The sequence below is a fragment of the Moorena sp. SIO4E2 genome (assembly GCF_010671945.1).
In the GTDB taxonomy this organism is placed as follows: domain Bacteria; phylum Cyanobacteriota; class Cyanobacteriia; order Cyanobacteriales; family Coleofasciculaceae; genus Moorena; species Moorena producens.
Genome location: NZ_JAAHIE010000389.1, coordinates 1 through 7,198, shown reverse-complemented (window position 1 = coordinate 7,198; position 7,198 = coordinate 1). Strand labels below are relative to the sequence as shown.

At 42.0% G+C, this 7,198-nt stretch carries 8 protein-coding genes; 7 read left to right on the top strand and 1 reads right to left on the bottom strand.

Translation table 11 applies throughout. The features are described 5' to 3' along the window. Positions 1 to 449: 449 nt before the first annotated feature. From F6K37_RS28245 to rlmN, 3 genes are all read left to right on the top strand, one after another. Complete coding sequence (locus F6K37_RS28245; protein ID WP_502887783.1) at positions 450 to 671, top strand: DUF2887 domain-containing protein; 222 nt, start codon at positions 450 to 452, stop codon at positions 669 to 671. A gap of 116 nt (positions 672 to 787) precedes the next feature. Next, positions 788 to 1,372 carry an Rpn family recombination-promoting nuclease/putative transposase gene (locus tag F6K37_RS28240; RefSeq protein WP_287253739.1) on the top strand — a complete coding sequence of 195 codons (585 nt, stop codon included), beginning with the start codon at positions 788 to 790 and terminating at the stop codon, positions 1,370 to 1,372. A 338-nt stretch (positions 1,373 to 1,710) separates the two neighbouring features. Next, positions 1,711 to 2,766 (top strand): dual-specificity RNA methyltransferase RlmN, encoded by a 1,056-nt coding sequence (gene rlmN / locus F6K37_RS28235; RefSeq protein ID WP_287253741.1) that lies wholly within the window; start codon positions 1,711 to 1,713, stop codon positions 2,764 to 2,766. Positions 2,767 to 2,963: 197 nt separating this feature from the next. On the opposite strand, the gene F6K37_RS28230 is transcribed toward rlmN, so the two are convergent. Beyond that, positions 2,964 to 3,146, bottom strand: coding sequence for a replication restart DNA helicase PriA (locus F6K37_RS28230; protein WP_071986879.1), 183 nt, complete (start codon positions 3,144 to 3,146; stop codon positions 2,964 to 2,966). A gap of 860 nt (positions 3,147 to 4,006) precedes the next feature. Here F6K37_RS28230 and F6K37_RS28225 point away from each other — a divergent pair. The 4 genes from F6K37_RS28225 to F6K37_RS28210 all read left to right on the top strand — a co-directional run bounded on the left by F6K37_RS28225 (position 4,007) and on the right by F6K37_RS28210 (position 6,956). Beyond that, entirely contained in the window at positions 4,007 to 5,206 is a 1,200-nt protein-coding gene (locus F6K37_RS28225; protein WP_008184352.1) for a glycosyltransferase, read from the top strand. Position 5,207: 1 nt separating this feature from the next. After that, positions 5,208 to 5,429 (top strand): hypothetical protein, encoded by a 222-nt coding sequence (locus tag F6K37_RS28220; protein ID WP_287253736.1) that lies wholly within the window; start codon positions 5,208 to 5,210, stop codon positions 5,427 to 5,429. A 446-nt stretch (positions 5,430 to 5,875) separates the two neighbouring features. Further along, positions 5,876 to 6,781, top strand: a complete 906-nt coding sequence (locus F6K37_RS28215) for a sulfotransferase family protein (RefSeq protein WP_287253735.1) — start codon at positions 5,876 to 5,878, stop codon at positions 6,779 to 6,781. Between the two features lie 40 nt (positions 6,782 to 6,821). Further along, positions 6,822 to 6,956, top strand: a complete 135-nt coding sequence (locus F6K37_RS28210) for a hypothetical protein (protein WP_267872030.1) — start codon at positions 6,822 to 6,824, stop codon at positions 6,954 to 6,956. Positions 6,957 to 7,198: the final 242 nt, after the last annotated feature.

Here is a 7,198-nt window from a genome sequence, read left to right as displayed (position 1 = left end):
CCGATTCCCGATTCCCGTTCCCCTCCTGGGAGGGGAACGGGAATCGGGAATCGGGAATCGGGAATCGGTTATGAGAGTTAGAGGATATCTGAAAAGTTTTTTTATACTGAATTTTGCCCCCCTAGCCCCCCAAATTTGGGGGGAACAAGAGTCAATTGGCTTCTAAAAGTCCCCCAATTTTTGGGGATTTAGGGGGCTTGGATGTTGCAAATGAAACTTCTCAGACAACCTCTTAGGCAGCCGTTTTTGAGGTCTGATTCTGTCTGATTTGACTTTCAACAGCCTCTAGGGTATATTAATTCACTCCATTCCAAGTATACATCCATATACGGGCGGGTTCCCTGCTTGTGTCTGGTTTAACTACATTCCCGATTATATTTTTATGATTACCATTACCATTACTATTCATGATACTATAGGTATAGGTATAGTTAAATAATGACCTTAATGTGAAAACCGACACCATCTTCTATCGCCTGTTTCAATCGTTTCCCAGCATCTTATTTGAATTAATTAACCATTCCCCTACAGAAGCACAAGCTTATCAATTCGCCTCTGTGGAAGTTAAACAACTAGCTTTTAGAATTGATGGAGTCTTTCTGCCTACAACTACCACAGCCCAACAACCAATTTATTTTGTAGAAGTCCAATTTTGTGGTGATTTACCCTAGGGCGTGTTTTTAAACTCGGAGATCCCCCTAAATCCCCCTTAAAAAAGGGGGACTTTGAGTATGGCTCCCCCCTTTTTTAAGGGGGGCTGGGGGGGATCATAATCTTGTGGAAAACTTTGAAAACACGCCCGAGCCGCAATGTGGATAAAGGAGCAACTCAACAATATCAAGAATTACTCAATTCCCCAAGGGTATCTCGGATTTATCTCGATGAATTAGCCGAGACCTCTGCACCATCGGTGGGTATCGCCACAGTACAGCTAATTGTCACTGAGGAAGATTCTGCAATCGCACTTGCTCAAGACTTGATTCAACGAACCACTGAGGAGATAGAGAATGAAAGACAAAAGCGAGAACTTCTACAATTAATAGAGACCATACTGGTGTATAAGTTACCCAAACTCAGTCGCACGGAGATCGAAGGGATGTTTAGCTTAAGTGATTTACGGCAAACCAAAGTTTATCAGGAGGCTTTAGCCGAAGGCATACAAGCAGGTAGACTTGAAGGTATACAGGAGGGGAGACTTGAAGGTATACAAGAAGGCAGACTTGAAGGCATACAAGAAGGTGAAATTCAAGGCAAATTAAAGTCTATACCTCGGTTGTTAGCGTTGGGTTTAACCGTAGAACAAGTTGCCCAAGCTTTAGAATTAAAGGTTGAACAAGTTACAAAGGTGCTCCAGCAGTCTTCTGATAGTTGAAACAAAAACCATCGGCACTGGTTCCGCCGAGTAAGAAGCGAAAAGTTTTGCTATTGGTAGTTTAGAGCTGATTTGTAAACTCGCTGTAATCCTTGTAGGATAAGGCTTGCGCTCAACTAGAACAATTGAACTATTTAATACCAAAAAGACAATCATAGCAAGGTTTTCAGGCTTCTTAATATTTACTTTACAAATTAGCTCTAACTTAACGATAATTCCTGTTATAATTACTGACTCTGATTATATCCTTATATCCTATTTCCCCTAAAGCCCTTATGTGCCCAGATGTTTCTATCCCTCAACCAGACCTCAGTAGCAATGGTTCAAACTCCCAAACCATGACTAATGTCAGTGGGTCGGTCTCACCACTGGTAAACTCAATTCCGCCATTGTTAGGAGCTTCTTTAACAGAGTTAACCAGCTGGATACAACAACAGGGGCAACCGGCTTATCGAGGGCGTCAGTTACATGGATGGATTTATGAAAAAGGAGTGCGATCGCTTTCTGAAATTTCCGTCTTTCCTAAACAGTGGCGTAACACCGTAGCCGATGTCCCCATTGGTCGCTCAAGGTTACACTACCGCTTAGAAGCAAAGGATGGTACGGTAAAATACCTGCTCCAGTTATCAGATGGTCAAATTATTGAAACTGTCGGTATTCCCACACCAAAGCGTCTGACCGTTTGTGTGTCTTCTCAGGTCGGTTGTCCCATGGCTTGTGACTTCTGTGCTACTGGTAAAGGCGGATTCACTCGCAATCTGGCTCGCCATGAAATTGTCGATCAGGTTTTAACAGTGAGGGAAGATTTTCAGGAACGAGTCAGCAATGTCGTGTTTATGGGTATGGGAGAACCCTTGCTGAATACCGAAGCTGTGGTCGGTGCAGTGAAGTCTCTTAATCAGGACCTGGGGATTGGAGCGCGATCGCTTACTATTTCAACAGTTGGTATTCCCGGTCGTATCCGCCAACTCGCTCAGCATCAACTACAAGTTACCCTTGCCGTCAGTCTACACGCCTCAAATCAGCAGCTACGGGAGCAACTGATTCCTAGTGCCAAGCACTATCCTCTCAAAGCACTATTAGATGAATGTCGAGACTATGTAAACTTAACCAGTCGCCGAGTGACGTTTGAATACATCCTTTTGGGTGGACTGAATGACTGTCGAGAACATGCTGTTGAGTTGGCTAAGAACCTGAGGGGGTTTCAGAGTCATGTCAATTTGATTCCCTACAACCCCATTAGTGAAGTAGATTACCAGCGTCCTAATTACCGCAGGATTCAAGGCTTTGTTGAAGCTCTTAAGCAGCAACACATTGCTGTCAGTGTACGCCATTCCCGTGGTCTTGACAAAGACGCCGCTTGTGGACAACTTAGAGCATCTAGAAGTAGTTAGAAGTAATGTTTTAAGGTCATGTTTTAAGGTCATGTTTTAAACGTTGGTTAGATAGGATGGAGGCGAACAAAATATAAGCGATGCAGCGCGGTCATGGGGGAAACCCCCATGACCGCGCTGCATCAAGAAGGGACGTTTTACTAACCCTTCTGTTAAAAACCTACCCTTATGAGTTCGCCCCCTCACCCCCTCATTACTTAAGCACTAGGAGCATAGATGCCAGGGGCATAAGCCTCAACCACCCTGCCAGTGCGAGAGCAGCTAATCATTAAATAATCACAGACGGGGCATTGAGTCTGGGTTAGGTGAGTGTTTTGATAATAAATCCTTTGAGCACTACTGCCACAATTAGGACAGTAAACTTTCTGTGTTATCTGCATGTTAAACCTTGTTTGATTCAGTCAGTTATTAAAAAATGACTGCCTCTAACAAGCACCGACCCTGGTTCAACCATCTACTAGTACCGCTTTGCGAAATTCAAAATGAATTCTTCAGGTGCGACCCAAGGGCGATTTACTCGCCCTAGGAGGCGCGCACCTTAAAATTAACAAAGCTGATGATGTCAGCTTTTAGTTTGTTTTGAATGGTAGCTTTATTTGTGCCGTCTTGTACTAGTTAGGTTTGACCACTCAACTGATTAATCTGGAGGCAGTAATCGTTAATCTTTCCTTAACTATTGTAGTTAAGTCTTATTTTTTTGGTAATTAATTTAACAATACTTATTAATAGTGTTTACATGTTTTAATATTTCGGCCAAATTGGCACTCCAAGACTAGGTGATTTTTATTAAAAATAAGCTTCTCTCCTAATTGATCCCTAATTGATCCCTCAGGATTTTATGTGATTTTTTATACAAATGATTGAGAATATCTACCGTAGATAAAACGAGTTTGATGACCAAAGATGTGAGATATGATACCGTACTCGGTTGATTACTGATCATATCCGAGTACGGGTAATTGGATCGGGTAATTGGTCATTGGTAGTTGACGATTATCGATCCATCTGTTAAATGGGTTAACCAATCCGTTGCCCCATCTTCAATAGCAGACATTAGCAATAGCCCTATTGCTGGAAATTAGAGATGTCCCGACGGGATGGTTTTATGAAAAGCAAGAGTGTTATAAGGGGATAGCTTGGTAAAATTTGGGCAGTATGGTGGTAGAGAGCTTAGGAAATAGACTACTTAAGTATTAATGGCAAACAGAATATCTGATCAATTAACACTTCTAAACTAATAATGAATAAACACTATATCTTTTTTACCAGAAATACTTTACCTCAACCCAATGCTGCCCACTTAGTTCATGATGTCAATTCCGCCAATGCTGCTGCTAACCTTGGTTATTCTACTGTTTTAGTCTATCTTCACCCCCCAGAGAAATCCCTGAATCCCTTAGACTGGCTGTATCCGTTTCGGCTCCAACAGCCACCGGAAAATCTAACCAAGTTTTACAGTATTCAGGATCAGCTCAAGGTGGCTCCCCTAGCTATGCCTTGGCCCATTGGTCACATGAAAGGGAAACTGACTAGCCCCAGCACAATCGTTTGTCGTTACTATTTTCCAATTCATATTTTTACCCATACTCAAATCTTACACACCTTGGATTGGAATTTAGTGAAAACAGCCATCAAATATGGTATACCAGTCATTTATGAGCGGGAACATTATAAAAAAAGTGACTATGATCAATCGATTGTCCAAAACCCACTTTTTCAAGTCGCAGTCACCGTAGCTGATAATATTCGGGACGATATGATTCGTAGGGGTATGCCCCCAGAAAAGATTATCAAACTCCATAGTGGCTTCAATCAGTCTTTTTTAGTAAGACAACCAGAACAAGCCTCTGAATGGCGCAAAAAACTTTTGGTGGATAACCGTCAAAGGTTAGTGGTCTATTCAGGAGGACTCTATCGCTTCAAAGGGGTAGACTTATTAGTTGATGTTGCTAAAGAATTACCACAGATTCAATTTGTCTTTGCTGGTGGCAATCAATCTCAAGTACAGTCTTATCAGCAGCTAGCTAGGGAAAAACAAGTTAACAATGTTACCTTCTTAGGTTATATTCCCCACCAGCAGCTTCCCAGCTTACTCCAAGCTGCTGATGTGTTGGCTCATCCTCACTGTTCTGGTGAGGCGGCTACCTTTACCTCTCCTCTGAAGCTCTTTGAGTATATGGCTTCAGGAACTCCGATTGTGGCGACGGAAATTCCCCCGTTGATGGAATTTAAATCTTCGAGTGCTATTGCTGGCTGGTGTGAACCAGATAACCCAGTTCAATTGACTCGTTGCCTCCAGCAGGTATTAGAAACCTATCCCAGAAACGTGAATGGTTATGCCGCTCAAATTGAGTGGGGGCGTCAGTTCTCTTGGGAAAATAGAATTGCCAAAATTATGAGCAATGTAGCAGAATCTATACATCCTATAATATCTGATTAATATGGTTACCCTTAGGGTTAAAGTAAGCTATCAGCTATCAGCTATCAGCTATCAGCTATCAGCTATCAGCTATCAGCTATCAGCTATCAGCTATCAGCTATCAGCTATCAGCTATCAGCTATCAGCTAATGCGCTACGGATGGTGCTACTTGAGGTGCTTTTGAATCAAAGAGGTAAGCATTCGAATAATGCTGAGTTAAGTCACAGCGCTTGTGGCCTATAGCAAAAACTAGAAGCTTGTGCCACAAAGCACCTCAATTAGCATGGCCAAAGGCTTTTCACCAGACTTTCAATTCTCATCAATCTCTCAATAATTAAATTCTATCGTTCCCGTAGCGTGGCCATAGGCCTGCATAGGTTTATGTTAAGCTGACGGCTGACAGCTGACGGCTGACAGAGGAGTACCCACCAGCCCCTGATAAGTGGGTATAAAAAACCCACTTACTGATCTCAATTTCGGTTATGCTTACTAGAAATACTTGCCGATCTCGAGACCTCGAGATCGGGTGATGAGGTGATGGGGAGATCAGGTCAAGAATAGGAAAGAATAAGACATGACCACATGACAAGGTCAGCCCCCCTCTCCTGATCATTTAATGTCTAATCTAAGGACTTGATTAAACACCTTCTAAGATCACTTTATCAAGGAGCAGTTAACTAGATAGACTCATGACAATGCCGAACTTTTTAATCCTAGGTGCAGCTAAGGCTGGAACTACCTCAATTTATCGATATCTAAAGCAGCATCCGCAAATCTACATGAGTCCTTCCAAGGAACCTAGGTTTTTTGCTTTTGAAGGGGAAACTTTAGATTTCCGTGGGTTGGGAGATGAAAAAGAAGCTGATTTTATTGTCACTGATATTGACGCCTATCGTCAACTATTTAAAAAGGTAACTAATCAAGTAGCTATTGGTGAAGCATCTACAAGTTATCTCTACCTTGCGAAATCTGTTGAACGCATAAAGTACTACATTCCTAAGGCAAAACTGATCGCAATTGTTCGAGATCCAGCAGAAAGAGCCTATTCCAACTATTTACATTTACTCAAGCAAGAGCGCGAACCACTAACGGATTTTGCTGAGGCTCTTGACCAAGAAGAGAAGCGCATTCAAAATAACTGGTGGTCCTTCTGGCACTATAAACACCAGGGACTTTACTATGTCCAAATTAAGCGTTATTATGATACCTTTGAAAAAAGCCAGATTAAGGTTTACCTATACGAAGATTTGAATAATAATCCTCTAGGTATGCTGAAAGATATGTTTGGTTTTTTGGAGATAGACGATACCTTTACCCCAGATATATCTGAAAAAGTTAGGCAAGCTCCTCGCCTTCCCAAAAACAAAGCGTTGGAATCATTTTTGAACCAACCGCACCCAGTTAAATCAATTCTAAGTCCATTGCTTCCTACTAGCCTAAGGGATAAACTAGTTAACAAGATTAGATCTTTAAATCGTGGTAAACCTAAGTTATCACCAGCAGTGCGGAAGCAATTGATTGAATTCTATCGCGAGGATATCCTCCAGCTTCAAGATTTGATTGGTCGGGATCTGTCCCAATGGCTAAAGTGTTGAAAATTAAGTTAACAAGTAAGTTTACAATTAGAATTTGACAATGAAGTTAAGTAAGTTAAGCTGTAAGCAGTCAGCCGTCAGCCGTCAGCCGTCAGCCGTCAGCTTATTTGATTCAAAAGCACCGATTGCGCTACGGGCACGCTGCGCGAACAGTAGCACCTCAAGTAGCGCATAGGCTGATAGCTGATAGCTGATAGCACCTCAAGTAGCGTGGCCAACGGCATTTAGCTGATAGCTAAATGCTTACGTTAAGCTGAAACTAAGCTGATCAAATTATTATCAACTTCAAATTGATGAGTTAGGAAATTAAGCTATGTCCAAAACTATGGACAAAAAAGTTATCGGTATGATCAGTAGCTATAAGGCACTGAAACCCAGTCCTGTTGATTGGCTATGGAAACAAACCCCTCGTCCTTT

Coding starts and splice junctions, on each gene's coding strand:
- rlmN (WP_287253741.1), top strand. CDS start 1,711: ATGACTAATGTCAGTGGGTCGGTCTCACCACTGGTAAACTCAATTCCG.
- F6K37_RS28230 (WP_071986879.1), bottom strand. CDS start 3,146: ATGCAGATAACACAGAAAGTTTACTGTCCTAATTGTGGCAGTAGTGCT.
- F6K37_RS28225 (WP_008184352.1), top strand. CDS start 4,007: ATGAATAAACACTATATCTTTTTTACCAGAAATACTTTACCTCAACCC.
- F6K37_RS28220 (WP_287253736.1), top strand. CDS start 5,208: ATGGTTACCCTTAGGGTTAAAGTAAGCTATCAGCTATCAGCTATCAGC.
- F6K37_RS28215 (WP_287253735.1), top strand. CDS start 5,876: ATGACAATGCCGAACTTTTTAATCCTAGGTGCAGCTAAGGCTGGAACT.
- F6K37_RS28210 (WP_267872030.1), top strand. CDS start 6,822: ATGAAGTTAAGTAAGTTAAGCTGTAAGCAGTCAGCCGTCAGCCGTCAG.